At 64.0% G+C, this 23,567-nt stretch carries 22 protein-coding genes, 4 tRNA genes and 1 other annotated feature; of the genes, 18 read left to right on the forward strand and 8 right to left on the reverse strand.

Annotation, left to right across the window (positions count from 1 at the left end; translation table 11 throughout):
• The first annotated feature begins 20 nt into the window (after nucleotides 1-20).
• Nucleotides 21-272 carry a helix-turn-helix domain-containing protein gene (locus tag ACTDI4_RS10380; protein WP_079445391.1) on the forward strand — a complete coding sequence of 84 codons (252 nt, stop codon included), beginning with the start codon at nucleotides 21-23 and terminating at the stop codon, nucleotides 270-272.
• Complete coding sequence (locus tag ACTDI4_RS10385; RefSeq protein ID WP_442841070.1) at nucleotides 272-1,579, forward strand: type II toxin-antitoxin system HipA family toxin; 1,308 nt, start codon at nucleotides 272-274, stop codon at nucleotides 1,577-1,579. The genes ACTDI4_RS10380 and ACTDI4_RS10385 overlap by 1 nt, the downstream gene beginning before the upstream one ends.
• A gap of 241 nt (nucleotides 1,580-1,820) precedes the next feature.
• Here the strand turns inward: ACTDI4_RS10385 and ACTDI4_RS10390 are convergent.
• The 4 genes from ACTDI4_RS10390 to map all read right to left on the reverse strand — a co-directional run bounded on the left by ACTDI4_RS10390 (nucleotide 1,821) and on the right by map (nucleotide 5,920).
• Nucleotides 1,821-3,049, reverse strand: a protein-coding gene (locus tag ACTDI4_RS10390) for an IS3 family transposase (RefSeq protein WP_442843326.1) whose coding sequence is annotated in 2 segments (ribosomal slippage) — nucleotides 1,821-2,761 and nucleotides 2,761-3,049 — 1,230 coding nt in all. Because the reading frame shifts where the segments join, the coding sequence is not laid out codon by codon here.
• Nucleotides 2,652-2,768, reverse strand: a sequence feature (AL1L pseudoknot). (Overlaps the previous gene by 117 nt.)
• Nucleotides 3,050-3,100: 51 nt before the next feature.
• Nucleotides 3,101-3,937: an ATP-binding protein gene (locus ACTDI4_RS10395; protein ID WP_442841071.1), complete on the reverse strand. Its 837-nt coding sequence runs from the start codon at nucleotides 3,935-3,937 to the stop codon at nucleotides 3,101-3,103.
• Nucleotides 3,938-4,297: 360 nt separating this feature from the next.
• Nucleotides 4,298-5,050 (reverse strand): RadC family protein, encoded by a 753-nt coding sequence (radC, locus tag ACTDI4_RS10400; protein ID WP_442841072.1) that lies wholly within the window; start codon nucleotides 5,048-5,050, stop codon nucleotides 4,298-4,300.
• 39 nt (nucleotides 5,051-5,089) lie between these two features.
• A complete protein-coding gene (map, locus tag ACTDI4_RS10405; RefSeq protein WP_442843327.1) occupies nucleotides 5,090-5,920 on the reverse strand; it encodes a type I methionyl aminopeptidase in 831 nt (276 codons plus the stop codon).
• 228 nt (nucleotides 5,921-6,148) lie between these two features.
• Between map and ACTDI4_RS10410 the strand changes: the two genes are divergently transcribed.
• Complete coding sequence (locus ACTDI4_RS10410; protein ID WP_442841073.1) at nucleotides 6,149-6,448, forward strand: DUF982 domain-containing protein; 300 nt, start codon at nucleotides 6,149-6,151, stop codon at nucleotides 6,446-6,448.
• Nucleotides 6,449-6,465: 17 nt separating this feature from the next.
• Here ACTDI4_RS10410 and ACTDI4_RS10415 read toward each other — a convergent pair whose 3' ends face one another.
• Nucleotides 6,466-6,951, reverse strand: a complete 486-nt coding sequence (locus ACTDI4_RS10415; protein ID WP_442841074.1) for a hypothetical protein — start codon at nucleotides 6,949-6,951, stop codon at nucleotides 6,466-6,468.
• Nucleotides 6,952-7,042: 91 nt separating this feature from the next.
• A tRNA-Thr gene (locus ACTDI4_RS10420) sits at nucleotides 7,043-7,118 on the reverse strand.
• Nucleotides 7,119-7,258: 140 nt separating this feature from the next.
• Between ACTDI4_RS10420 and ACTDI4_RS10425 the strand changes: the two genes are divergently transcribed.
• Entirely contained in the window at nucleotides 7,259-7,426 is a 168-nt protein-coding gene (locus tag ACTDI4_RS10425; RefSeq protein WP_442841075.1) for a hypothetical protein, read from the forward strand.
• A 12-nt stretch (nucleotides 7,427-7,438) separates the two neighbouring features.
• On the opposite strand, the gene bhcR is transcribed toward ACTDI4_RS10425, so the two are convergent.
• Nucleotides 7,439-8,260: an HTH-type transcriptional regulator BhcR gene (gene bhcR, locus ACTDI4_RS10430; protein WP_442841076.1), complete on the reverse strand. Its 822-nt coding sequence runs from the start codon at nucleotides 8,258-8,260 to the stop codon at nucleotides 7,439-7,441.
• Between the two features lie 219 nt (nucleotides 8,261-8,479).
• On the opposite strand from bhcR, the gene gcl reads away from it, so the two are divergent.
• The 3 genes from gcl (at nucleotide 8,480) to ACTDI4_RS10445 (ending at nucleotide 12,155) form a co-directional block, all read left to right on the forward strand.
• A complete protein-coding gene (gcl, locus tag ACTDI4_RS10435; protein ID WP_442841077.1) occupies nucleotides 8,480-10,261 on the forward strand; it encodes a glyoxylate carboligase in 1,782 nt (593 codons plus the stop codon).
• Nucleotides 10,262-10,441: 180 nt separating this feature from the next.
• On the forward strand, nucleotides 10,442-11,233 hold the full coding sequence (hyi, locus tag ACTDI4_RS10440) for a hydroxypyruvate isomerase (RefSeq protein WP_442841078.1): 792 nt from the start codon (nucleotides 10,442-10,444) through the stop codon (nucleotides 11,231-11,233).
• Between the two features lie 37 nt (nucleotides 11,234-11,270).
• On the forward strand, nucleotides 11,271-12,155 hold the full coding sequence (locus tag ACTDI4_RS10445) for a 2-hydroxy-3-oxopropionate reductase (RefSeq protein WP_442841079.1): 885 nt from the start codon (nucleotides 11,271-11,273) through the stop codon (nucleotides 12,153-12,155).
• 109 nt (nucleotides 12,156-12,264) lie between these two features.
• Here ACTDI4_RS10445 and ACTDI4_RS10450 read toward each other — a convergent pair whose 3' ends face one another.
• Nucleotides 12,265-13,140 (reverse strand): TrmH family RNA methyltransferase, encoded by an 876-nt coding sequence (locus tag ACTDI4_RS10450; RefSeq protein ID WP_442841080.1) that lies wholly within the window; start codon nucleotides 13,138-13,140, stop codon nucleotides 12,265-12,267.
• A 198-nt stretch (nucleotides 13,141-13,338) separates the two neighbouring features.
• Between ACTDI4_RS10450 and ACTDI4_RS10455 the strand changes: the two genes are divergently transcribed.
• The 11 genes from ACTDI4_RS10455 (at nucleotide 13,339) to rpoB (ending at nucleotide 23,461) form a co-directional block, all read left to right on the forward strand.
• Nucleotides 13,339-13,423, forward strand: a tRNA-Tyr gene (locus ACTDI4_RS10455).
• A gap of 61 nt (nucleotides 13,424-13,484) precedes the next feature.
• A tRNA-Gly gene (locus tag ACTDI4_RS10460) sits at nucleotides 13,485-13,558 on the forward strand.
• A 176-nt stretch (nucleotides 13,559-13,734) separates the two neighbouring features.
• Complete coding sequence (tuf, locus tag ACTDI4_RS10465) at nucleotides 13,735-14,910, forward strand: elongation factor Tu (RefSeq protein WP_442841081.1); 1,176 nt, start codon at nucleotides 13,735-13,737, stop codon at nucleotides 14,908-14,910.
• Between the two features lie 321 nt (nucleotides 14,911-15,231).
• Nucleotides 15,232-15,307 (forward strand) — tRNA-Trp (locus ACTDI4_RS10470).
• 363 nt (nucleotides 15,308-15,670) lie between these two features.
• On the forward strand, nucleotides 15,671-15,874 hold the full coding sequence (secE, locus tag ACTDI4_RS10475; RefSeq protein ID WP_442843328.1) for a preprotein translocase subunit SecE: 204 nt from the start codon (nucleotides 15,671-15,673) through the stop codon (nucleotides 15,872-15,874).
• A gap of 25 nt (nucleotides 15,875-15,899) precedes the next feature.
• Nucleotides 15,900-16,439, forward strand: coding sequence for a transcription termination/antitermination protein NusG (gene nusG, locus ACTDI4_RS10480; RefSeq protein WP_442841082.1), 540 nt, complete (start codon nucleotides 15,900-15,902; stop codon nucleotides 16,437-16,439).
• A gap of 163 nt (nucleotides 16,440-16,602) precedes the next feature.
• Nucleotides 16,603-17,031 (forward strand): 50S ribosomal protein L11, encoded by a 429-nt coding sequence (rplK, locus tag ACTDI4_RS10485; RefSeq protein ID WP_442841083.1) that lies wholly within the window; start codon nucleotides 16,603-16,605, stop codon nucleotides 17,029-17,031.
• 4 nt (nucleotides 17,032-17,035) lie between these two features.
• Entirely contained in the window at nucleotides 17,036-17,734 is a 699-nt protein-coding gene (gene rplA, locus ACTDI4_RS10490; RefSeq protein WP_442841084.1) for a 50S ribosomal protein L1, read from the forward strand.
• 374 nt (nucleotides 17,735-18,108) lie between these two features.
• Nucleotides 18,109-18,627 (forward strand): 50S ribosomal protein L10, encoded by a 519-nt coding sequence (gene rplJ, locus ACTDI4_RS10495; protein WP_442841085.1) that lies wholly within the window; start codon nucleotides 18,109-18,111, stop codon nucleotides 18,625-18,627.
• A 57-nt stretch (nucleotides 18,628-18,684) separates the two neighbouring features.
• A complete protein-coding gene (gene rplL / locus ACTDI4_RS10500; RefSeq protein ID WP_442841086.1) occupies nucleotides 18,685-19,062 on the forward strand; it encodes a 50S ribosomal protein L7/L12 in 378 nt (125 codons plus the stop codon).
• 262 nt (nucleotides 19,063-19,324) lie between these two features.
• A complete protein-coding gene (gene rpoB, locus ACTDI4_RS10505) occupies nucleotides 19,325-23,461 on the forward strand; it encodes a DNA-directed RNA polymerase subunit beta (RefSeq protein WP_442841087.1) in 4,137 nt (1,378 codons plus the stop codon).
• The last annotated feature ends 106 nt before the right edge of the window (nucleotides 23,462-23,567 follow it).

Consider the following 23,567-nt stretch of genomic DNA (forward strand, 5'->3'; position numbering starts at 1 on the left):
CGTGCTCAGAGAGGTGCGCCGTGGACCAGATCGCCCGAACGCCTAAGCAAATCGGAGATGCCATCCGCCGGCAGCGCCGCAAGCTCGGCCTGAACCAGACTGGCGTCGGGGACAAGACAAAGCTACGGCAGGCAACCATCTCAGCCGTCGAGAGTGGCGCCCTCGGGACCCAGCTCGGGACGCTTTGCGACATTCTCGCGGCGCTTGACCTCGAGTTTGTTATCCGTCCCAGGACGAAGGCAAAGCCGGCCGAGATCGAGGACATCTTCTGATGGCCCGCCCGCGTCGGCACATCCCGCTTAATGTCTTCCTGAATGGCCGCCTCGTCGGGCGGCTGAACAGGCAATCCAGCGGTGCAATCGACTTTCAGTACGATCTGTCCTGGCTTGCGTGGGAGCATGCGCTGCCCGTGTCGCTATCTCTGCCTCTGCGTGAGGACCGCTATATCGGTGCGCCTGTCATCGCCGTCTTCGACAATCTCCTGCCGGATAGCATGCCCATCCGCCGCCGCATGGCGGAGCGAGTTCACGCTCAGGGCATAGACGCTTACGACCTACTCGCTGCTGTCGGACGGGACTGCGTCGGCGCATTGCAATTCCTGCCGGACGGCATCGAACCCGGCGTCGCCGGCGCTGTCGGCGGCAAACCTATCGACGACAAGGGAATCGCCCGGCTTCTCGGTGACCTTGCATCCGCTCCCCTTGGACTTGGCGAGGATGAGGACTTTCGGATATCGATCGCCGGCGCCCAGGAAAAGACCGCACTGCTGTTCTGGAACGGGCGTTGGTACAAGCCGCTGGCGACTACGGCCACGACGCACATCCTCAAACCGCAGATTGGCCGACTGCCGAATGGCATCGATCTATCCTACAGCGTTGAAAACGAGTTCTTCTGCCTCAAGCTGGCGGCTGCTCTTGGACTTCCGAGCGCCGCCGTCGCTATCCAGGAGTTTGAGGGTAACCGCGTGCTCGTGGTCGAGCGGTTCGATCGCCGCTGGACCAGCGACAACCGTCTCCTGCGTTTACCTCAGGAGGATTGCTGCCAGGCTTTGTCGGTGCCGCCATCCCTGAAATACGAATCCGATGGCGGCCCCGGCATTCCGGCTATTCTCAATCTGTTGAAAGGGAGCGACCAGCCGGAGGCGGATCACGCGACATTTCTGAAGGCCGTTATTGCCTTCTGGCTGCTCGGTGCCACAGATGGGCACGCCAAGAATTTCAGCGTCTTTCTCTCTCCCGGTGGCCGTTTTCGTATGACGCCGCTCTACGATGTGATCTCGGCGCGGCCCAGCCTCGACGCGGGCCAAATCACGCGCAACAAGATGAAGCTGTCTATGGCCGTGGGTGACAGCCGTCACTACATCGTCGACAGCATCATGCCTCGCCATTTTGTCCAGACCGCTGCCAAGGCAGGGATTGGTGCGCGCCTTGTGACCGCGATCTTTGATGAACTGCGCGCACAGGCGCCAGCAGCGGTCGAGCAGGTTACCGCATCGCTTCCGAAAGCATTTCCTGCCGAAGTTGCCGACAGCATCAGCAATGGGGTCAAGGCCCGTCTGCGCAGGATGGAGGACGCCTGAGGCCAAGATTTAGCTCATAGTTGGAGCCGAAACGTCTTCTCTCTCCTTGGTTGCAGCGGATAGTGGACCGGTGTTGGCCAGGGTGAGTGCTGGCTATGTCAGGTTCGGGTAATTCGCCCACCTAGTTTGTATGGCGAGTATGGGGCCGAAACCAGACTGGCCCCTTTTCGGCTTCAGATTAGAGCGGTTTTCGATCAGTCTGTGAACCGCCCCGGGTTTGCCGGAGGCCTTCTGGTTTAAGTTATGCCGCGATGGCCGGTTCTTCCAGCATGGCGTAGTAGCGTTCCTCGGCTTCGGCCGGCGGGATGTTGCCGATGGGTTCCAGCAGCCGGCGATTGTTGAACCAGTCGACCCAGGTCAGCGTGGCGAACTCGACCGCCTCGAAGCTTCGCCATGGTCCCCGGCGATGGATGACCTCGGCCTTGTAGAGGCCGTTGATCGTCTCGGCCAGTGCGTTGTCGTAGCTGTCGCCGACACTGCCCACAGACGGTTCGATGCCGGCTTCGGCGAGACGCTCGGTGTAGCGGATGCTGACATATTGCGATCCGCGGTCCGAATGATGAACCAGACCACCGCGATGAACGGGTCGGCGTTCGTGCAAGGCCTGTTCGAGAGCGTCGAGCACAAAGCTCGCATGGGCGGTCCTGCTCACCCGCCAGCCGACAATACGACGGGCGTAGGCGTCGATGACGAAGGCCACGTAAACGAAGCCCGACCAGGTGCTGACATAGGTGAAATCCGAAAGCCAGAGCATGTTCGGGGCCGGCGCGTGGAAGACCCGGTTCACGCGGTCAAGCGGGCACGGCGCGGCCTTGTCCTGCACCGTGGTGCGGATCGGCTTGCCGCGAATGACGCCGTGAAGGCCGAGGTCGGCCATCAACCGCTCGACCGTGCAGCGCGCGACATCAAAGCCCTCGCGCAGCATCTGCCGCCAGACCTTCCTCGCGCCGTAGACCTCGAAGTTCTCGGCGAAGACGCGCTCGATCTCCGGCTTCAGCGCGAGGTCCCGCTTCGCCCGCGTCGACAGCTTCTCGGGATCGGCGCGCTTGGCGACATGATCGTGGTAGGTCGACGGGGCGACCGGCAGCACCCTGCAGATCGGCTCGACCCCATGCGCCTCGCGGTGATCGTCGATGAACGCGATCATCGTTTGAATGGGCGGTCGAGCTCCGCCTGGGCAAAATAAGCGCTCGCCTTGCGCAGTATCTCGTTGGCCTGCCGAAGCTCCCGGTTCTCCCGCTCAAGAGCCTTCATCTTCTCGGCCATGTCTGTCGGAACGCCGGCTCGCTTGCCAGCATTAATCTCGGCCTTCTTCACCCAATCCAGCAGCGTGTGCGCCGAGCAGCCGATCTTTGCCGCTATCGACTGGCAGGCAGTCCAGCGCGAAGAATGATCAGCCTCGTGATCGAATACCAACCGCACCGCACGCTCGCGCACCTCAGGGGAAAACTTGTTCGTCGTTTTGCTCATCATGGCTCCATCCTATTGGGAAGTTGGAGCCTCCGGCAAACCCGGGGCGGTTCAATAGTGACGGTCTCCGGCTGTCACCGTACGTCGCTGCAAGCGCGTAAGTTCGTCGTCGCGTATCTGGAGGTCGACCCAAGCGGTCGCCTTGGTAGCGCGAACGGAGGTCCGGCCGTCCTCATGCTTTAGCTCGAAGCGCCGGACATGATCGAGGAAGATGAGCCCGTCGTCGGTCCATTCCTCAAACCATTGCTCGAAGCTTGAGGTGTCGAAATCGCCCTCGAGATCAAGGACGAGCAGCGTGTCGGTGGCCGGCTCGTAGAACTCCGCAATCGCCTCCTCGGCTTCTCGTTCTCTGATTCCGACGCCAGCGGTGCTTCCGAAGTGATATGGCGCACCGTGGACTTGGATATCGGTGCAGATTCGGCGGAGCGTCTTGAGACCGATGCCAAACCTGCCCCGCAAGTCCGCGTCGTCGCGTTTCGTACTGACGAACGGAAGCATCATCGCGAGCACATGCTCATACTCGACCGGAAGCCCATTATGAGTGATCAGCATCTGCTTGCTGGTCGGGCCGTCGCGCAGCGTGACACGGACCTCCCGTGCGCGGCGATCTTCCGCATTCTGCAGCACTTCGACGACACCCTGATAGGGGTCGACATTGGCGCCTTCTGCGGCATGGCCAGCGCTCTCGATAGCTTCCTGGACCAAGAGCGGCGTGTTGGCGAGCAGCCGGTCGCACTCGCGAATATATTCGGCTGCAAAGATTGCGTCGCGCGGGTCAGCCGGGAGCCCCTGCTTGTCCTTCGAAAGGATCTTATGCGCAGCGAGCCGGGCTAGGGTCCGCAGGGTTTCTGCACCATCATGATCTGAAATGGCCGCGAACGTCGCCATACTGCCTCCCTGTTTAGCAGAATTATGAGTTTGGGGCGGGTCAGTCCAGTCGAAGATGACGCCTTTTTAGGTCCAACGGTCGGACGGGTAGCGGTAAGCTCTAAGCTCTCGAAGCGATCCGCCAGCGCGGCTGAATTAACGGCAGGTTTTGGGAAGCTCGCGAGTGTCGACGACTGGCGGAAATGAAGGCGCGAAGCAGAACGTTTGCTATTGGCAGAGAACTGATTTCCGCTCTTGGCGCGAATCCGAAAATCGCAGGCTCAAAGCCGTCCCGCCTATGTACACGCTATTCTACGCTAGAACTCTCTCGCGCTCTGAAGCGGCTTTACTTCACTCCGCAAGTGGCGTGTTCTGACCTCGTCAGATCAGCAGCAGGCCTTTCATGCTGGCATAGCCCTTCTTGCCGATGATCAGATGGTCGTGGACGGCAATGCCCAGCCGCTTGCCGGTCTCGACGATCTCCTTGGTCATCTCGATGTCGGCGCGGGACGGCGTCGGGTCGCCACTTGGATGATTGTGGACCAGGATGATGGCCGTGGCGGAAAGCTCCAGCGCCCGCTTCACCACCTCGCGCGGGTAGACCGGCGTATGGTCCACCGTCCCGGTCTGTTGGACCTCGTCGGCGATGAGGGCGTTCTTCTTGTCGAGGAACAGGATGCGGAACTGCTCGCGCGCCTCGAAGGCCATGGACGCGCGGCAATAGTCCAGCACCTGCGTCCAGGAGGACAGCGTCTCGCGCGCCGTCAGCTCCGAGCGCAGCATGCGCTGGGTGGCTGCGGCGATGACCTTGAGGTCGAGCGCCACGGCCGGTCCGATGCCCTTGACCTCCCGCAGCAGCGCCTCGTCGGCCCCCAGCACCTCCGCCAGCGTGCCGAAGCGCGCCAGCAGCGCCTTGGCGACCGGTTTGGTGTCGGCGCGCGGAATGAGGCGGAACAGCAGCAGTTCGAGCAGTTCGTAGTCGGGCAGGGCGGCATGGCCGGCCGTGGCAAAACGTTCACGCAGGCGCTCGCGATGGCCGAGATAATGCGGCCTGGCGTCCGGCGCCGATTTGTGCATGGCCGGTTGCGGCTGTTCGCCCAGGAAGCCGCGCTCGTCGGTCTCGTCCTTTTCCATTCGCCCCCGCGCGCTGCTGCAACGATGGACGCCGTGGCGCTACCGGGGCGGAAGGCCGGGCGTGTCGAGCCCGTTGGGCGAGAGGGTGAAGACCTCGCACCCGGTTTCGGTCACGCCGACGGCATGCTCGTATTGTGCCGACAGCGAGCGGTCGCGCGTCACCGCCGTCCAGCCGTCGGACAGCACCTTCACGTGCGGCCGGCCGAGATTGATCATCGGCTCGACGGTGAAGATCATGCCGGGCCGCATCTCCACGCCCTCGTTGGCGCTGCCGTAATGCAGAATGTTGGGGGCGTCGTGGAACAGTTGGCCCACGCCGTGGCCGCAGAAGTCGCGCACCACCGAGCAGCGCTCGCTTTCGGCATAGGCCTGGATGGCCTGGCCGATGGCGCCGGTGCGGGCGCCGGGCCTGATGGCGGCGATGCCGCGCATCAGGCACTCGTAGGTCACTTCCATCAGCCGTTCGGCCGCGCGCTTGATGGTGCCGACCGGATACATGCGGCTGGAATCGCCGTGCCAGCCGTCGAGGATGTAGGTCACGTCGATGTTGACGATGTCGCCTTCGCGCAGCGGCTTGTCGTCGGGAATGCCGTGGCAGACCACATGGTTGATCGACGTGCAGGTCGATTTGGTGTAGCCGCGGTAGTTCAGCGTGGCCGGCAGCGCGCCGTGGTCCATGCCGAACTCGAAGACGAAGCGGTCGATGGCATTGGTGGTGACGCCGGGCTTCACGCGCTCGGCAAGTTCGTCGAGGCAGCGGGCCGTAAGCGCGCACGCCCTGCGCATGCCGGCAAACCCCTCCTCGTTGTAGAGGCGGATCTGGCCGGTATTCCTCAGCGGGGCGGTATCGGCTTGAAGATAGGTGACCATCGGGCGGGGCTTCTTGTCGTTGTTCTCGTGCCCTATCATGTGACACCGAAAGCGCCCAGCTTCAACCTTCTATCAACCTTGGCGACACGACATGCCTCTTTCAGGGCCGGGCAGCCTTGCGGGAAAACCGCATTGCCGACACATTCCTGCGCGATGGCGCAGTGACGCAACCTTTGCCGAAGCACCATGTCGAGCGCGCAGATTTGCCCGTGGTGCTGGAGAAGTCCGATGGACAGCCTGCAATTTACAGTACCCGTCCGGATCGTCCCGGGGGCCGGCCTCCCGATCGAGGAAATCTACGGCGTCGAACTTGCCCTGGACCTGCTGGCCGACTGGCCGGCCGGGCGCCAGGGGCCGCTTTATCAGGCCGCCTTCAATGCCTGCTTCGGCGCCACCGTCGGCGTCGTGGCCACGGAGGAGGCCTGCCGCGCCTTCGCCGCCTTCTGCCGGGTAAGCGGCATCATGGCCAAGGATATGCCGCCGGTCGGCCCGGTCGAGATGGAAGCCGCAAGGCCGCGGCCGTCATAGACGGCGCCCGCTCCGGCCTATATTGCGAAAGACCAGAATAGGCAGGCAAGGGCCGCCGCGGCGAACACCACCAGGAACAGGCTTCGCAGCAGCACGTTGCGGCGCAATTCGTTCATGACCAGATGGGCGCCGACGACCGCCGCCACGAACAGGAACCGCCAGTTCCACAGCGTCCACAGGGCGCCGTTCTGGCCGAAGGCCCATCTGGCGGCGACGCAGCCGACGATCGTGCCGAACAGGGCAACGACCGTCCAGAACAGCGTGTCGGCGGCGTTGAGGAGGACAAAGCTCGCCGCGCGCAGCGGCAGCAGCATCATCAGCATGGCGGCAAGAAAGTAAACCGCGCCGAGCGGCAGGAACATGCCGGGATCGGCAATGCCCTCAAGCCGCGCCACGCCTGTCAGGCCGAACGGGTAACCGTGCCTGGCCACGGCCAGGCTGAGCGCCGTGAGCGCCGCCGTCAGAACGGCGACCAGCGCGAAGGAGGTGAGGGCCTTGGTCATGGCGCGTGCCGGCTCCATGCGAATCGGATGGAGCTTGATAGCCTGCGGATCGTAAATGGCGCGTAAGCCCGGCGCGCGGCGGCAGGAAAGCTGGTGCCCCCGGCAGGGATCGAACCCGCGACCTTCGGTTTACAAAACCGCTGCTCTACCAGCTGAGCTACAAGGGCACGGTTGCCCGTTAGCACATCTGCCGCGACAGTAAAGACAATTGTCTGGGCAGCCCTGAGGGTCATTGCGGCTTGCCCCCTGAAATCGGCGGATTCGTCTCCCATATCTTTGTCGAACGTCATCGGCAGGGAGAGGAAGCATGATCCGCATCGTCATCATCGTCCTGCTGGCCGTCGCCATCTGGACGCTGGTGCTCAGGCTCGCGCGCTGGCTTCGCCAGGCGGATATCGACTGGACCGGCGTGACGTTCGCCATCGGCTTCGTCGTGCTGGCCTTCTGGCTGCGTCGTGTCACCGGCATGGGCTGAGCGATCCGTCGCTCAGGCCGGCGCACGCCCGCCGATCATTCGCGTCACCTCGCCTGCGGCATCGCGCACCAGCGGGCCGATCTCGGCGACGCGGGCGGGCGTGACGCGCACCGTCGGCCCCGACACCGAAACCCCGCCCACCGGCTCGCCGAACTCGTTGAAGATGGCGGCGGCCACGCAGCGCATGCCGGGGTAGCGCTCCTCGTCGTCGACCGCCCAGCCGCGCGCCCTGATCTCTTCCAGATTGCCGGAAAGGGCCGGCAGAGTGGAAAGCGTCCGCTCCGTGAAGGCTTCCAGGCCGGCGCGCTTGGCGATGGCCGCAATGCGCTCGGTGTCGAGATGGGCCAGCACCGCCTTGCCGATGCCGGAGGCGTGGAAGGCGCTGCGCGTGCCCGGACGGAAGAAGGCGCGGATTGCCTGATGTGTCTCGACCTGGCTGACGAAGACGACGCAATCCTCCTCGGCCACGCCCAGATTGGCGGTTTCACCCGTCTTTTCCATCAGTTCCTGCATGACGGTGCGGGCCCGGTCCACCAGCTTGCGGCTGCGCAGGAAGGCGGCTCCCATGCGATAGGTGCCGACGCCGATGGACCAGAGCTGTTCGTTCTGGTCGAACTCGACCATGGCGTGGCTCTCGAGCGTGGTCAGCATGCGGTAGGCGGTGGGCGCGGAGATGCCGGAGGCGCCGGCGATCTCGGAGAGCGAGAGGCCGTTGCCTTCCGCGACGATGGCCAGGATGCGCAGCGCCCGGTCAAGCGACTGAACCGAGGCGGCTTCGGGAGGCCCGTTGAAGGCGCGCGGCCGGCCGCGCTGGCGTTTTTCCATGGTTGGCATGCGGGCATTGTCGCCGCTTTTGCCGTGCACGCAATAAAATATTTTTTCAGATGGGTGCCAGGATCGATGGCTGAAAAATGAAGACATCAATTTTATCAATTGACTAAGCGATTTTCATGGAAATGAAAAAATATTTTGAAAAAATTGAAAAATGGCGAGGGTGCTGGCAGGTTCGTCCCGACATTGTTTTCGGCTTGGAGCCGGTTGGAGGATTGAGCCATGGCCAGGATGCGCGCGGTCGATGCGGCGGTTCTCGTTCTCGAGAAGGAAGGCATTTCGGCCGCCTTCGGCGTGCCGGGCGCGGCCATCAATCCTCTCTATTCGGCACTGAAGGCGAGGGGGGCGATCCGCCACGTGCTCGCCCGCCATGTCGAGGCCGCCTCCCACATGGCGGAAGGATATACCCGTGCCGCGGCCGGCAATATCGGTCTTTGCATCGGCACCTCGGGCCCGGCCGGAACGGACATGATCACCGGCCTCTATTCGGCATCGGCGGATTCGATCCCGATCCTGTGCATCACCGGCCAGGCGCCGCGCGCCAGGCTCACCAAGGAGGATTTCCAGGCGGTCGACATCGCCGCGATCGCCGCGCCGGTCGCCAAATGGGCGGTCACGGTCATGGAGCCCTATCTGGTGCCGATGGCGCTGCAGAAGGCTTTTCATCTCATGCGTTCGTCGCGTCCCGGCCCGGTGCTGATCGACCTGCCGCTCGACGTCCAGCTCGCCGAGATCGAGTTCGACATCGACGCCTATGAGCCGCTGCCGGCCTTCAGGCCGGCCATGACGCGGGCCCAGGCCGAAAAGGCGCTCGCCATGCTCAACGAAGCGGAAAAGCCGCTGATCGTCGCCGGCGGCGGCATCATCAACGCCGATGCCTCCGACCTGCTGATCGAATTTGCGGAAGTGACCGGCGTTCCGGTCATCCCGACCCTGATGGGGTGGGGCGCGATTCCCGACGACCACCGGCTTATGGCCGGCATGTGCGGCCTGCAGACCTCGCACCGCTACGGCAACGCCACCATGCTGGCGGCCGACTTCGTGGCCGGCATCGGCAACCGCTGGGCCAACCGCCACACCGGCTCGGTCAACGTCTACACAAAGGGCAAGAAAATCATCCATGTCGACATCGAGCCGACGCAGATCGGCCGTGTCTTCGCCCCCGACCTTGGCGTCGTCTCGGATGCGGCGGCGGCGCTGAAGATGCTGCTCGACGTCGCCACCGAATGGAAGACGGGGGGAAAGCTGCGCGACTGGTCGGGCTGGGCGAAGGAGTGCCAGGATCGCAAGAAGACCATGAAGCGCAAGACGCATTTCGATCAGGTGCCGCTGAAGCCGCAGCGCGTCTACGAGGAGATGAACAGGGCGTTTCCGCGCGACACCACCTATGTCTCGACCATCGGCCTTTCGCAGATCGCCGGCGCGCAGTTCCTGCATGTCTACAAGCCGCGCAACTGGATCAATTGCGGCCAGGCCGGGCCGCTCGGCTGGACGCTGCCGGCCGCCCTCGGCGTGCGCGCCGCGCGTCCCGACGCCCATATCGTGGCGCTGTCGGGCGACTACGACTTCCAGTTCCTCATCGAGGAACTGGCCGTCGGCGCACAGCACCGGCTGCCCTACATCCATGTGGTGGTGAACAACGCCTATCTCGGGCTCATCCGCCAGTCCCAGCGCGGCTTTGCGATGGACTACGAGGTCAGCCTCGCCTTCGAGAACCAGAACCGCGAGGACGATCCGCAGGCCGGCTACGGCGTCGATCATGTCGCGGTCGCGGAGGCGATGGGCTGCAAGGCTGTCCGCGTGTCGAAGCCCGAGGAATTCGCCGGCGCCTTCAAGGAGGCCGAGCGGCTGATGAAGGAGCATCAGGTTCCGGTGGTGCTGGAATTCATCCTGGAGCGCGTCACCAACATCTCCATGGGCACCGAGATCGACAAGGTCACCGAATTCGAGGAGCTTGCCGAGAAGAACGAGGATGCGCCCACGGCGATCGTCATGCTGGACTAGAAAATGGACCGTCATCCCGGAAGCCGGACCGAGCGTAGCGAGGAAAGGCTATCCGGGGTCCGTCCGGAACATCGGTCAGGTCGCGGAATGGACCCCGGCTCGCGGTCGCTTCGCTCCCTTGGCCGGGATGACATGCGTTGAGGCCGATATCCTTGCCGGACCTGTGTGGAGACAAAAAGAATGCCGAAATTTTCAGCCAATCTTTCCATGCTCTTTGCCGAGCACGACTTCCTCGACCGCTTCGACGCCGCCGCGCGCGCCGGCTTCAAGGGTGTCGAATATCTCGGCCCGTATGACCATCCGGCCGAGGCGGTGGCCGCACGCCTGAAGAAGAACGGCCTCGCTCAGGTGCTGTTCAACCTGCCTTCGGGCGACTGGGCGGGCGGCGAGCGCGGCCTTGCCATCCTGCCCGACCGCGTCGAGGAGTTTCGCGCGGGCGTGGACAAGGCGATCGACTATGCGAAGGCCCTTGGCTGTGGCCAGGTGAACTGCCTTGCCGGCATCGCGCCCGAAGGGGCCGATCGGCAGAAGCTGGAGGACGTTTTCGTGGGGAACCTGAAGTTCGCGGCCGAAAGGCTGGGAAATGCAGGGATAAAACTGCTGATTGAGCCGATCAACACGCGCGACATTCCGGGCTTCTTCCTGAGCGGCACCAGGCAGGCTCTCGCCATCATGGAACGGGTGGGCTCGAAGAACCTCCATCTCCAGTACGACATCTATCACATGCAGGTCATGGAGGGGGATCTCGCCCGGACCATAGAGGCGAACATGCCCCGCATCGCGCATATCCAGCTTGCGGACAATCCCGGCCGGCACGAGCCGGGGACGGGCGAGATCAACTATCCCTTCCTTTATGAGTTCATCGACCGCATCGGCTATTCCGGCTGGGTCGGCGCCGAATACAAGCCGAAGGCCGGCACGGAAGCCGGGCTCGGCTGGTTCCGGCAATTCGCGGGCAGGGCCGCGGCTTAGCCGCGCCGGCCTTGCAACTGAAGAAGGATACGGAAAAATGGAAACCATCGGCTTCATCGGGCTGGGCATAATGGGTGCGCCGATGGCGGGTCATCTGCTGGATGCGGGCTATCCGGTCGTAGCCAGCGACCATCGGTCGAAGCCGCCGGCCGATCTCCTCGCAAAGGGGCTGAAAACCGTTTCCGGCCATGACGCGGTGGCCAAGGCGGCCGACATCGTCATCCTGATGGTGCCGGACACGCCGCAGGTGGCGGAGGTGCTTTTCGCGGATAGCGGCGTCGCTGCCGGCCTGGCGAAAGGCAAGCTGGTCATCGACATGAGTTCCATCTCCCCGATCGCCACCAAGGAGTTCGCCGGGAAAATCAACGAACTCGGCTGCGATTATCTCGACGCGCCGGTTTCCGGCGGGGAGGTCGGGGCAAAGGCCGCCTCGCTCACCATCATGGTGGGCGGCGAGGAGAAAGCGTTCGAACGCGCGCGGCCGATCTTCGCGAAGATGGGCAAGAACATCACCCTGGTGGGCGGGAACGGCGTCGGCCAGACCACCAAGGTGGCCAACCAGATCGTGGTGGCGCTGACCATCGAGGCGGTCGCCGAAGCGCTCGTCTTCGCCTCCAGGGCGGGCGCCGACCCCGCCAAGGTGCGCCAGGCACTGATGGGCGGACTTGCCGCCTCGCGCATCCTGGAGGTGCATGGCGAGCGCATGATAAAGCGCAGCTTCGACCCGGGCTTCCGCATAGAACTGCACAGCAAGGATCTCAATCTTGCCCTGGAAGGCGCGCGCGCGCTCGGCGTGGCGCTTCCCAACACCTCGATGACGCAGCAGCTTTTCAATTCCTGCGCGGCCAATGGCGGCGCCCGGGAAGACCACTCCGCGCTGGTGCGAGCGTTGGAGCGCATGGCTGGTCAGGAGGTGGCGTAGCCGGTGAATGGTGAATGGTGAATGGTAAAATAGCGAATAGAGATAAGCGGTGGGCTTGATGGCTCAAGCGCCCCCTATATCCGACCATTCACCATTCACCATTCACCATTCACCCCAAAAACTTCCGCGCCGCATAGAGCGCCACCGCAGCCGCATTCGACACATTGAGCGAGCGGATCGCGCCCGGCATGTCGAGCCGGGCGAGCGCGGTCACCGTTTCGCGCGTCCTCTGCCTCAGGCCCTTGCCCTCGGCTCCCAGCACGAGGGCGATTTTTTTGCCCGAAAAGGTGGCTTCCAGTTCGGCCGGGCCGTCGGAATCGAGGCCGATGCTCTGGTAGCCGGCCGCATGCAGCGTGGCGAGCGCTTCGGCCAGGTTCCGCACCTCTATATGGTCGACATGCTCCAGCGCGCCCGAGGCCGATTTCGCCAGCACCCCGGATTCGGCCGGGCTGTGGCGGGCCGTGGTGATCAGCGCGCCGGCGCCGAAGGCCACCGCCGAGCGCAATATGGCGCCGACATTGTGCGGGTCGGTCACCTGGTCCAGCACCAGCACCAGCGGCGCGTCGCCCAGCGCGTCGAGCCGCTTGGGCGCCAGCGGCTCCGTCTCGATCAGCACGCCCTGATGCACGGCGTCGGAGCCGGTCAGCCTGTCGATGTCGCGCGGCTCCACCAGTTCGGCCGGGAAGGGCAGGGTGGAAAGGTCGGGCAGGCCGAGCCGTTCGGCGGCGTTTCGCGTGGCGAGCAGCCGCCTGATTCGGCGCCGCGGGTTGTCGAGCGCCGCGCGCACCGTGTGCAGGCCGTAAAGCCGCACCAGTCCGTCCGGCGCCTGTTCTCCCGGCGGCAGCTTCGGCCGTTGGCGAAAGGAGGGCGCGCCGCCCGCCTTCTCGTCGCGATAGGCGCGCCGCAGGCGCGCATAGTGGCCGTCCTTCGCCGTTCCGCCGGGGCCTGTGCCGGCGGTCTGGCCGGGTTTTTTTCTGTCGCTCATGACGCCTCTATAGCGGCGGCCGCGCGCTTTGGATATGCTGCGTGCGGACCTCAAGCGAATAAGTCGGCAAAAACGCCCGGGGCGCGGTTGACACTCCATTGGCTTGCCGCCATAAGGCGCTCGCGGATTTCGGGGCGTGCCTAGGGCGCTCGCCGGGTCTGCGCAGAATGCCTCGTTGCAAGGCTCCGGCGGCAGTACGGAGGAGTGCCCGAGTGGTTAAAGGGGACGGACTGTAAATCCGTTGGCTTCGCCTACGTTGGTTCAAATCCAACCTCCTCCACCACTGCCGCACCGGAGCCATCGTGCAATCCGAACAGGTTTCGCGCCTTGGCGGATCGTACGGCGCGGGTGTAGCTCAATGGTAGAGCAGCAGCCTTCCAAGCTGAATACGAGGGTTCGATTCCCTTCACCCGCTCCAAGCCTGCTTCTTCCAATTTCAACCGCCCATCCCTATATCGGGCCGACATCCCAGAACGGACCGAACCCGCAGGCGGGCGGCATTCCCGGCCACAAGGCACTTGTGTTTTTTGGCCTTTGTCGCTAATCGCCCCGCATCCGACTGAACGAAGGTCCAGCGCCCAAGGAAAAGAGACGATGGCAAAAGGTAAATTCGAGCGCACGAAGCCTCATGTGAACATTGGCACGATTGGTCACGTTGACCATGGCAAGACGTCGTTGACGGCAGCGATCACGAAGTTCTTCGGCGACTTCCGGGCGTATGACCAGATCGACAACGCGCCTGAGGAGAAGGCGCGCGGCATCACGATCTCGACGTCGCATGTGGAGTATGAGACGGCGAACCGTCACTATGCGCATGTCGACTGCCCCGGCCACGCCGACTATGTGAAGAACATGATCACGGGTGCTGCGCAGATGGACGGCGCGATCCTGGTCGTGTCGGCGGCGGACGGGCCGATGCCGCAGACGCGCGAGCACATTCTTCTGGCGCGCCAGGTCGGCGTTCCGGCGATCGTGGTGTTTTTGAACAAGTGCGACCAGGTCAACGATCCGGAGCTTCTGGAGCTGGTGGAGCTTGAGGTTCGCGAGCTTCTGTCGAAGTACGAGTTCCCGGGCGACGACATTCCGATCGTCAAGGGCTCGGCGCTGGCGGCGCTGGAGGATTCGTCGAAGGAGCTCGGCGAGGATGCGGTGCGCAAGCTGATGGCCGAGGTCAACGCCTACATCCCGACGCCGGAGCGTCCGGTCAACAAGCCGTTCCTGATGCCGATCGAGGACGTGTTCTCGATCTCGGGCCGCGGCACGGTGGTGACGGGTCGCGTCGAGCGCGGCATCGTCAAGGTCGGCGAGGAGCTCGAGATCGTGGGCATCCGTCCGACGTCGAAGACGACGTGCACGGGCGTTGAGATGTTCCGCAAGCTGCTGGACCAGGGCCAGGCGGGCGACAACATCGGCGCGCTGCTGCGCGGCGTCAACCGTGAGGGCGTCGAGCGCGGTCAGGTTCTGGCCAAGCCGGGCACGGTGAAGCCGCACAAGAAGTTCAAGGCCGAGGCCTACATCCTGACGAAGGAGGAGGGCGGACGCCACACGCCGTTCTTCACCAACTACCGTCCGCAGTTCTACTTCCGCACGACGGACGTGACCGGCATCGTGACGCTGCCGGCGGGCACGGAGATGGTGATGCCCGGCGACAACGTGACGGTTGACGTGGAGCTGATCGTGCCGATCGCCATGGAGGAGCGCCTGCGCTTCGCCATCCGCGAAGGCGGCCGCACCGTCGGCGCCGGCATCGTGGCCAGCATCATCGAGTAGGCGACGCGGCAAGCTCCGTGGCACTGGCCGCGGCCTTGTGATCGCGCGGGGCGCAAACGCGCCTCGCGGCTCGCCGAGGGAAAGAAGATGGCGGCCCGACCGGCCGCCATTTTCAATCGGGCAGGACGAGGCGTCCGTGACGCGTTGTCCGCCGGGCGTCTTGCCTGCCCATGATCCCTGCGCGACAATGGCGTAGTTTTCGGGATCATGAGCCAGAAAGCGCTTGAAGCTTTCGCGCCGACCGACTAGGAACGGCGCGATCGGAAAAGATCCTCGCCGGCAGGCCGCGCAGGCGGCAGGCAAGGGGATCGGTTCCTGACTAGGGGTATAGCTCAGTTGGTAGAGCGGCGGTCTCCAAAACCGCAGGTCGCGGGTTCGAGCCCTGCTGCCCCTGCCATTTCCTTCGATGTCATTGCCGTCTCGATCTTGAATATGGCGCGCGGCTTGCCATATGACTTGGGTTGAGGCATAAGGGTGCGACAGCCGGGACGGGACGACTGGATGGTTCCGATGCGGCGTTCGGTCATAAAGCGGACGCTTGCCACTTGCGTGGATCAAGAATCGGTTTTATGTAGGCACGACAGACACGCGACGCGTGGAGCTGGGAATCCGGCTTTGCGCGTCTGATTTGCATGGGCGGAATGCCTTGGCCGATTCGGCCGGAGCGCTTCATGCCCGGCATGTTCCACCGGCCGCGATGTCGTCGCGGCGGGATTATCCAGGAGGTCCGGTTCAACGGGCCTTGAACACAGAGCGGCATATGGCGTCGAAGACAATCAATCCATTCGTCTTTCTTCAGCAGGTCAGGGCCGAGACCGCCAAGGTCACGTGGCCGTCCCGGCGCGAGACCATGGTCTCCACGGTCATGGTGATCGCCTTTGCTGTGATTGCGATGCTCTTCTTCTTCAGTGCCGACATCCTCATGGGTTTCGCGGTCGAGAAGATTCTCGGCCTTGGGCATTGAGCCGGCGACTACGGAGACGTTTTGAATGACCGCTCGCTGGTACATCGTCCATGCCTATTCGAACTTCGAGAAGAAGGTCGCAGAGGACATTGAGAACAAGGCCAAGCAGAAGGGCCTTTCCGACAGGATCGAGCAGATCGTGGTGCCGACCGAGAAGGTCGTCGAAGTGCGCCGCGGCAAGAAGGTGGATGCCGAGCGCAAGTTCTTCCCCGGCTACGTGCTGATGAAGGCGAGCCTGAACGACGCCGTCATCTCGCTGGTGAAGAACACGCCGCGCGTGACCGGCTTCCTCGGAGAGGACAAGCAGACCGCCAAGCCGATGCACATCACCGACAAGGAGGCCGAGCGCATCCTGCATCAGGTCCAGGAGGGTGTCGAGCGGCCCAAGCCGTCGGTCACCTTCGAGATCGGCGAGCAGGTGCGTGTCTCCGACGGTCCGTTCGCCTCCTTCAACGGCTTCGTCCAGGAAGTGGACGAGGAGCGGGCGCGCCTCAAGGTGGAGGTTTCGATCTTCGGGCGCGCCGTGCCTGTCGATCTGGAATTCGGTCAGGTCGAGAAGGGCTGACCGGATGCCCGCTGCCGTGCGGCGGCGGGAGGCGGCACCCAGGTGCTGCGAGCAAGGTGGGAGGCGAACGCGGGCTTAGCCGGCCGCGAAAGCCGCACCACCGCACTGCAACCGCCGGCGCGCTTCCAAGCGGGGCCGGCAAGAGAAAAAGGCAGGAATAGAGATGGCTAAGAAAGTTGCGGGCCAGCTCAAGCTCCAGGTCCCCGCGGGTTCGGCGACGCCGTCGCCCCCGATCGGCCCTGCGCTTGGTCAGCGCGGCATCAACATCATGGAATTCTGCAAGGCATTCAATGCCCAGAGCCAGGAGATGGAGAAGGGGTCCCCGATCCCGGTCGTCATCACCTACTATCAGGACAAGTCGTTCACCTTCGTCATGAAGACGCCGCCGGTGGCCTACTTCCTGAAGAAGGCCGCCAACCTGAAGTCGGGGTCGAAGGAGCCGGGCAAGTCCAGCGCCGGCTCGATCGCTCGCGACAAGGTGCGCGAGATCGCCGAGGCAAAGATGAAGGACCTGAACGCAAACGACGTCGAGGCGGCCATGCGCATGGTCGAGGGTTCCGCCCGCTCGATGGGCCTGGAAGTGGTGGGCTGAGACAATGGCGAAGATTGCTAAGCGTGTTGCCAAGTCCCGCGAGGGCCTCGATCCCAACAAGGCCTATGGCCTGGCCGAAGCGCTCCAGGCGCTGAAGGACCGCTCCTCGGTCAAGTTTGACGAGACCGTCGAGATTTCGATGAATCTCGGCGTCGATCCGCGCCATGCCGACCAGATGGTCCGCGGCGTGGTCAACCTGCCGAACGGCACCGGCCGCACCGTGCGCGTGGCCGTGTTCGCCCGTGGCGACAAGGCCGAGGAAGCCAAGGCCGCCGGCGCCGACATCGTGGGTGCGGAAGACCTGGTCGAGATCGTGCAGAAGGGCGAGATCAACTTCGACCGCTGCATCGCCACGCCGGACATGATGCCGCTGGTCGGCCGTCTGGGCAAGGTGCTCGGCCCGCGCGGCATGATGCCGAACCCGAAGGTCGGCACGGTGACCCCCGACGTGGCGGCCGCCGTCAAGGCTTCGAAGGGCGGTGCGGTGGAGTTCCGCGTCGAGAAGGCGGGCATCGTGCACGCCGGCGTCGGCAAGGTCTCCTTCGACGTCAAGGCGCTGGAAGAGAACGTCCGCGCCTTCGCCGATGCCGTGACCAAGGCCAAGCCGACCGGTGCCAAGGGCAACTACGTCAAGAAGGTGGCGTTGTCGTCGACCATGGGTCCGGGACTGCGCCTCGACATCGCTTCGCTGGCCGCTGAGTGAGCCGGCACCGGGCCGCTCCGGCGAGAGCGGCCGTGTGAAGAATTCCGGGTCCCGGTCCGCCGGGCTCCGGATGCTGCAAGCCGCAAGGCTTTCGGCAAATCCTGTCCGAGATTGCAGGCGGCTCCGGTTCGTCCGGGTCCTTAATCGCATGGCCTGCATGAGACGGGTGAAGACCCGACAAAGGAGCCAGTCTCCGATGGAAGGTTCGAACCGTGTTTGCCTTTTGTCTGCGCATCCCGGGCTTCGGCCCGTCGATGTGGCGAAAGGGGGCAGGATCCTCGAGCGTCGTTCGGGCGGTCCGTAAGGGAAGCCCGTGCGGCAAAAGGCAACCGACGCCTGCTCCTGACGGGGCGGGAGTCAACTGGAGATAGGCAGTGGATAGAGCGGAAAAGCGCGAATTCGTCACGGGCCTGAACGATGCGTTCTCGAACGCGGGTTCGGTGGTCGTGGCCCACTATGCCGGTATCACGGTTGCGCAGATGACCGATCTTCGGTCGAAGATGCGCGCAGCCGGCGGCACCGTCAAGGTCGCGAAGAACCGCCTCGCCAAGATCGCTCTTCAGGGCACGAACTCCGAAGCCATCATCGACCTGTTCAAGGGACAGACGCTGGTGGCCTATTCGGACGATCCGATCACGGCGCCGAAGGTGGCGTCCGATTTCGCCAAGGGCAATGACAAGCTGGTCATTCTCGGTGGCGCGATGGGCGCGACCGCACTCGATGCCGACGGTGTGAAGGCACTCGCCTCGCTGCCGTCGCTCGACGAGCTGCGCGCAAGGCTGGTGGGCATGATCGCCACGCCGGCAACCCGGATCGCCCAGGTCGTCAATGCGCCTGCGGCTTCGGTCGCGCGCGTCATCGGCGCCTATGCCCGGAAGGACGAGGCGGCGTGAGGCCGTTCCTCGGGAACTATCAACAACACGTTTCGAACCGATTGAAGGAAAATCAAAATGGCTGATCTCGCCAAGATCGTTGAAGACCTTTCCCAGCTCACCGTCCTTGAGGCGGCCGAGCTGTCGAAGATGCTGGAAGAGAAGTGGGGCGTTTCGGCTGCCGCTCCGGTGGCCGTGGCCGCCGCTGCCGGCGGCGCTGCCGCTGCCGCTCCCGTCGAGGAAAAGACCGAGTTCGACGTCATCCTCGCCGAAGCCGGCGCCAAGAAGATCGAGGTCATCAAGGAAGTGCGCGCCATCACCGGCCTGGGCCTCAAGGAAGCCAAGGACCTGGTCGAGGCTGCTCCGAAGCCGGTCAAGGAGGCTGTTGCCAAGGCCGACGCCGAGAAGATCAAGGCCCAGCTCGAAGCTGCTGGCGCCAAGGTCGAGCTGAAGTAAGCACGACGGTTTCCGGCGGATGGGTTCGCCCATCCGCCGGATCGTGCGTGTTCTGATGGAAACCTCTTTCCTGAAGGCCGGAATCGGCTTTCAGGAAACGGGTTTTCAGCCGTTTCTGCCCCGCCGCGACATGCGGTGACGGCAACCGCCGCGAGGCGGAAAAAGACAGGAAGGCCGCCGCCTTGCGGCCAGGAAAGGCAGGACGGATCGCGGCGAGATCCGTCCCGAGAAGGTGCCCCAAGAGGGCAAAGAAGGAGCGACGATGGCCCAGACCCAGACTTTCAATGGCCGCAGACGCGTACGCAAATTCTTCGGGAAGATCCCGGAAGTTGCGGAGATGCCGAACCTCATCGAGGTGCAGAAGGCATCCTATGACCAGTTCCTTATGGTGGACGAGCCGAAGGGTGGCCGTCCCGACGAGGGGCTGCAGGCTGTCTTCAAGTCGGTCTTCCCGATTTCCGATTTTTCCGGCGCGTCAATGCTGGAATTCGTCAAGTACGAGTTCGAGGCGCCCAAGTTCGACGTTGACGAGTGCCGCCAGCGCGACCTGACCTATGCTGCGCCGCTCAAGGTGACGCTGCGCCTCATCGTGTTCGATATCGACGAGGATACCGGCGCCAAGTCCATCAAGGACATCAAGGAGCAGGACGTCTACATGGGCGACATGCCGCTCATGACGTCGAACGGCACCTTCATCGTCAACGGCACCGAGCGCGTTATCGTCTCGCAGATGCACCGGTCGCCGGGCGTCTTCTTCGATCACGACAAGGGCAAGTCGCATTCGTCCGGCAAGCTGCTGTTTGCCGCGCGCGTCATTCCCTATCGCGGTTCGTGGCTCGACATCGAGTTCGATTCCAAGGACGTGGTGCACGCCCGTATCGACCGCCGCCGCAAGATTCCGGTGACCAGCCTGCTGATGGCGCTCGGCATGGACGGCGAGGATATCCTGTCGACCTTCTACGACAAGATCACCTACAAGCGTGCCGGCGACCACTGGCGCATCCCCTTCAATGTCGAGCGCTTCAAGGGCCTCAAGGCCGTCAACGACCTGGTCGACGCCGATACCGGCGAGATCGTGGTCGAGGCCGGCAAGAAGATCACCGCCCGCCAGGCCCGCCAGCTTGCGGAAAAGGGTCTCAAGGCCATCAAGGCGACGGACGAGGACCTGCTCGGCAACTATCTGGCCGAGGACATCGTCAACTACGCGACCGGCGAGATCTTCCTCGAGGCCGGCGACGAGATCGACGAGAAGACGCTGAAGGTTCTGCTCGGCACCGGCGAGGAAGAGATCGAGATCCTCGACATCGACCACGTCAATGTCGGCGCCTACATCCGCAACACCCTGGCCGTCGACAAGAACGAGAGCCGGCAGGATGCGCTGTTCGACATCTACCGCGTGATGCGCCCGGGCGAGCCGCCGACGCTGGAGACGGCCGAGGCCATGTTCAACTCGCTGTTCTTCGACGCCGAGCGCTACGATCTGTCGGCCGTTGGTCGCGTCAAGATGAACATGCGCCTGGAGCTGGACTGCCCCGACACGGTGCGCGTGCTGCGCAAGGAGGACATCCTTGCCGTGGTCAAGACGCTGGTGGAACTGCGCGACGGCAAGGGCGAGATCGACGACATCGACAATCTCGGCAACCGCCGCGTGCGTTCGGTCGGCGAGCTCATGGAAAACCAGTACCGCGTCGGCCTGCTGCGCATGGAGCGCGCGATCAAGGAACGCATGTCCTCGATCGAGATCGACACGGTCATGCCGCAGGACCTGATCAACGCCAAGCCGGCGGCGGCGGCCGTGCGCGAGTTCTTCGGTTCTTCGCAGCTCTCGCAGTTCATGGACCAGACCAACCCGCTGTCCGAGATCACCCACAAGCGCCGCCTCTCGGCGCTCGGGCCGGGCGGTCTGACCCGCGAGCGCGCCGGCTTCGAGGTGCGCGACGTGCACCCCACCCATTACGGCCGCATCTGCCCGATCGAGACGCCGGAAGGCCCGAACATCGGCCTGATCAACTCGCTGGCGACGTTTGCACGCGTCAATAAGTACGGCTTCATCGAAAGCCCTTACCGCAAGATCGTCGACGGCAGGCTGACCGACGAGGTCGTCTATCTGTCCGCCATGGAAGAGGCCAAGCACTATGTGGCCCAGGCCAACGCCGAACTCGACGCCAATGGCGGCTTCGTGGACGAGTTCGTCATCTGCCGGAATGCCGGCGAGGTGATGATGGCGCCGCGCGAGAACGTCAACCTGATGGACGTCTCGCCGAAGCAGATGGTCTCGGTCGCCGCGGCGCTCATCCCGTTCCTGGAGAACGACGACGCCAACCGGGCGCTGATGGGCTCCAACATGCAGCGTCAGGCCGTGCCGCTGGTGCGTGCGGAAGCACCGTTCGTCGGCACCGGCATGGAGCCCATCGTGGCCCGTGACTCGGGCGCGGCCATCGGCGCGCGCCGTGCAGGCATCGTCAACCAGGTGGACGCCACCCGTATCGTCATCCGGGCCACGGAAGACCTCGACCCGGGCAAGTCCGGCGTGGACATCTACCGGCTGATGAAGTTCCAGCGCTCGAACCAGAACACCTGCATCAACCAGCGTCCGCTGGTGAAGGTTGGTGACCGGATCGAGAAGGGCGACATCATCGCGGACGGCCCGTCGACCGATCTGGGCGATCTGGCGCTGGGCCGCAACGTGCTCGTCGCCTTCATGCCCTGGAACGGCTACAACTACGAGGATTCCATCCTTCTGTCCGAGCGCATCGTCGCCGACGACGTCTTCACCTCGATCCACATCGAGGAGTTCGAGGTCATGGCGCGCGACACCAAGCTCGGGCCGGAGGAGATCACGCGCGACATTCCGAACGTGTCGGAAGAGGCGCTGAAGAACCTCGACGAGGCCGGCATCGTCTATATCGGTGCGGAAGTGCAGCCGGGCGACATTCTGGTCGGCAAGATCACGCCGAAGGGCGAGAGCCCGATGACGCCGGAGGAAAAGCTCCTGCGCGCCATCTTCGGCGAGAAGGCGTCCGACGTGCGCGACACCTCCATGCGCATGCCGCCCGGAACCTTCGGCACGGTCGTGGAAGTGCGCGTCTTCAACCGCCACGGCGTGGAGAAGGACGAGCGCGCCATGGCGATCGAGCGCGAGGAGATCGAGCGTCTGGCCAAGGACCGCGACGACGAGCAGGCCATCCTCGACCGCAACGTCTATGCCCGCCTGGCCGACATGCTGGACGGGAAGGACGCCATCGCCGGGCCCAAGGGCTTCAAGAAGGGCACGACGCTCAGCAGGTCGATGCTGACCGACTACCCGCGTTCGCAATGGTGGCAGTTCGCCGTGGAGGACGAGAAGCTCCAGGGCGAGCTGGAAGCGCTGCGCGGCCAGTACGACGATTCCAAGAAGGCGCTGGAGCAGCGCTTCATGGACAAGGTCGAGAAGGTGCAGCGCGGCGACGAGATGCCTCCCGGCGTCATGAAGATGGTCAAGGTCTTCGTGGCCGTGAAGCGCAAGATGCAGCCCGGCGACAAGATGGCCGGCCGTCATGGCAACAAGGGCGTGGTATCGCGCATCGTTCCGGTCGAGGATATGCCGTTCCTCGAGGACGGCACGCATGCGGACATCGTGCTCAACCCGCTGGGCGTGCCCAGCCGCATGAACGTCGGCCAGATCCTGGAGACGCATCTGGGCTGGGCCTGTGCCGGCATGGGCAGGAAGATCGGCGAACTGGTCGATGCGTACAAGGCGGGCGGCGACATCAAGCCGCTGCGCGAGACGATCGAGCAGGTAATTCCCGACAACGACCGCAACGAGCCGGTGCGCGCCTATGACGACGAATCCGTCGTTCGTCTCGGTGAGCAGATGCGGCGCGGCGTTTCCATCGCCACCCCGGTGTTCGATGGCGCGCACGAGGCCAACATCAACGACATGCTGGAGCAGGCGGGCCTGCACACCTCCGGCCAGTCGCAGCTCTATGACGGGCGTACCGGCGAGCCGTTCGACCGCAAGGTGACGATGGGCTACATCTACATGCTCAAGTTGCATCACCTGGTGGACGACAAGATCCACGCGCGTTCGATCGGTCCGTACTCGCTCGTCACCCAGCAGCCGCTGGGCGGCAAGGCGCAGTTCGGCGGCCAGCGCTTCGGCGAGATGGAGGTCTGGGCGCTGGAAGCCTACGGCGCCGCCTACACGCTTCAGGAGATGCTGACGGTGAAGTCGGACGACGTGGCCGGCCGCACCAAGGTCTACGAGGCGATCGTGCGCGGCGACGACACGTTCGAGGCTGGCATCCCCGAGAGCTTCAACGTTCTCGTCAAGGAGATGCGCTCGCTCGGCCTCAACGTCGAACTGGAGAACACCAGGGTCGACGAGGCTCCGCAGCGTCTGCCCGACGCGGCCGAATAGGACCGGAAGAAAGCGGCCGCGGATATCCCGCGGCCGTCTTGCCCGTTTCGGCTAGAGACCGAGTTTCGCGGGTTTCGGCCCGTACAAGAAATGCAAAGGGGTTTTC

Source organism: Mesorhizobium sp. PUT5, from assembly GCF_052216645.1.
Classification (GTDB): Bacteria; Pseudomonadota; Alphaproteobacteria; order Rhizobiales; family Rhizobiaceae; genus Mesorhizobium.